3 protein-coding genes are annotated in these 2,228 nt (G+C 67.4%); 2 read left to right on the top strand and 1 reads right to left on the bottom strand.

The features are described 5' to 3' along the window. The first annotated feature begins 94 nt into the window (after positions 1 to 94). Complete coding sequence (locus ACWD04_RS33925; protein WP_451137572.1) at positions 95 to 622, top strand: MEKHLA domain-containing protein; 528 nt, start codon at positions 95 to 97, stop codon at positions 620 to 622. A 147-nt stretch (positions 623 to 769) separates the two neighbouring features. Here the strand turns inward: ACWD04_RS33925 and ACWD04_RS33920 are convergent, their stop codons facing one another. Continuing rightward, a complete protein-coding gene (locus ACWD04_RS33920; protein ID WP_451137571.1) occupies positions 770 to 1,216 on the bottom strand; it encodes a cold-shock protein in 447 nt (148 codons plus the stop codon). A gap of 403 nt (positions 1,217 to 1,619) precedes the next feature. Between ACWD04_RS33920 and ACWD04_RS33915 the strand changes: the two genes are divergently transcribed. Beyond that, positions 1,620 to 1,922 carry a hypothetical protein gene (locus tag ACWD04_RS33915; protein WP_451137570.1) on the top strand — a complete coding sequence of 101 codons (303 nt, stop codon included), beginning with the start codon at positions 1,620 to 1,622 and terminating at the stop codon, positions 1,920 to 1,922. Positions 1,923 to 2,228 lie beyond the last annotated feature (306 nt).

Raw genomic sequence — 2,228 nt, 5'->3', positions numbered from 1 at the left:
CCCAAGTACAACGAGTACAAGAAGGCCGACAGCGAGTCCCTGCTGGAGACCACCGGCAAGGAGCTCCGCAAGCTCATGAGCTGGGTCGACAACGATGCCTGAGAGGGAGTCGGCTGTCGCCGGGGGCGTAAGAGCGGCAGGGGCTCCGACTGCGTCCGGAACGCCGACGGACGCCGCCTTCGCCGAACTGCTGAGGTCGAGCCACCGGCGGCTGACGGGAAGGGACTTGTTCGTGTTCATCCGGTCCGTACCGGCGGACGAAGCCGCCCGATGGCTCTATTCTTCGGCGCTGTTCGGACTGCTCGTACACAACGCCTACGCGGACCCGCTCTTCGTCTGCGCCAACCGGACGGCGCAGGAGTGCTTCGGCTACGCGTGGGATGAGTTCGTGGAGATGCCCTCCCAGCTGTCGGCAGCGCCCGGCGACCGGGCGCACCAGGAGGCATTCGTACGGTCCGTGTCGGAGAACGGGTACGCGGACGGACACCGGGGGCTGCGCAGAGCGAAGCCCGGGAGCCGGTTCTGGATCGAGAACGTCACCATGTGGGAGCTGCTGGACGCGGCAGGAGAACGGCACGGGCAAGCCGCGGACATCCCCGTGGGGACGCGGACCGACACGTGATCATCTGCCTGTGACACAACCCGGGTGCGGTGCCTCTGGCCGCTGGGTGCCCACGACAGGACTCCGGGGCCGGTCGGGAGCAGTCTCCCGACCGGCCCCGAAGTCCTGTTCCGAGTCCAGCCGTGCGTACAGGACGGCCGGATTCCGTCAGCCCTCGACCCAGCCGTGCTTCCTGGCACCCCGCAACAGGGATTCGCGGACCTGCAGAATGTGTTCCGCCGTGAGCGACGGCGCCGACGACAACAGCACCTCCGTGACATCCCGCAGGTACTCGTCCGAGCTGAGCACGTCGCACAGCACGTCCTCGCCGTCCGCCACCTGCCGACCCGCGGAGTCCGTGAGTCCGGGGGAAACGGAACCCGCGGGCGACGGCGGCCTGCCGCCGTCGCTGTCGGGAGCGAGCCGGACCGAGGACGCCTTCAGACCCCGCTCACTCTGCTCGATCTCGAACTCGACCCTGAGACCCGGACGGATGTAGGCCTCCGGAACCCGTAGCTCGTTGACGTGCAGGAAGACATCCTCGCCACCGTGATCGGGGGTAATGAACCCATAGCCCTTTACACCGTCGAACCGAACCACGCGCCCGATGACCATCAGAACCAGCCTCTCCACGAATCCCCGGCCTCACGCCAGGGGAATACTTCTGTCTCGGAGGCGTGTCCGGACCTCGTACGCCACTCCGGGCACGCCTCGTGCACTGTTCGCCCACCACCCCCGGCTTGCCCAGTCCCGCGGGCGCACCGGGCCCTCGGTACCCAGGGCTGACCACATAGTGTCATGCCTTGGCGAACCGGCTCTCGTGGCCCGGACCATGAACCGGAGCCTGGGCTTCCGCCGTCCCGACAGCTGCTCGGATACATACGCAGTGAGGTAACACTGTCCAGGTGAACATGGTGACGGGCGCGCACGCCGTGCCGTGGTTACGGGGCACAGAGCCGCACCGACCCTACCCCGTGACCCGCACCATCCGGTCCGGTAATCGACACCGGGAGACTCTGTGACGGAAACGGTTGCGTTTGTTGTCGTACCCCTGGCTGCCGCGGCGGCCGTCGCGACAGCCGCAGGACATCTGCGTGCGAGCAAGAGGCAGGCCGTGCGCGAGGGAAGGGTCCTCGACCACCTCGGCCGGTCCCCCCACCTGACCGAGGAGCAGATGCGGCAGGCCGTCGCGATGGACGCGGACGTCGCCACCAAAGTACTCGTCCGTCTGCGTGCCGCGGGTGCCATCGAGCGCCGGCTCTCCTCCGTCTCCGGGGCGAACCTCTGTACCGGCGCGTCGACAACGACGTTCGCGGCTTGATCGGTGCACGTACCGACAGGCCGGGCTCCGGGACGCGCGCGGAGCGAAAACACACGGACACTGTCCGTTGTCGATGTTGCGCTACCGATTGACTGCATTTAGTGTGACAGTTATGCGTCGTTCGTGCGTGCGCTGATCACCGGGCCGGGACGGGACCGGCCCTGACGCGGGCACCGGGCGCACGTTCCCGCTGATTCCTACTGATTCTCCTTGCGTTGGGGGGTGTGTGTTGTGGGTGATGGGCCGTCGGTGGATGGGTTGTTGTTGGTGTTGACGGGGATGCGGCGTCCGAGGGCGGATGGGGGG

This window comes from Streptomyces sp. NPDC002911, from assembly GCF_053591835.1.
The sequence above is the reverse complement of the archived record's forward strand: the minus strand, read 5'-3'. Positions and strand labels throughout refer to the sequence as shown.

Excerpts from the sequence above, each read along its gene's own strand:
- ACWD04_RS33925 (WP_451137572.1), top strand. The coding sequence starts at position 95 with ATGCCTGAGAGGGAGTCGGCTGTCGCCGGGGGCGTAAGAGCGGCAGGG.
- ACWD04_RS33920 (WP_451137571.1), bottom strand. The coding sequence starts at position 1,216 with ATGGTCATCGGGCGCGTGGTTCGGTTCGACGGTGTAAAGGGCTATGGG.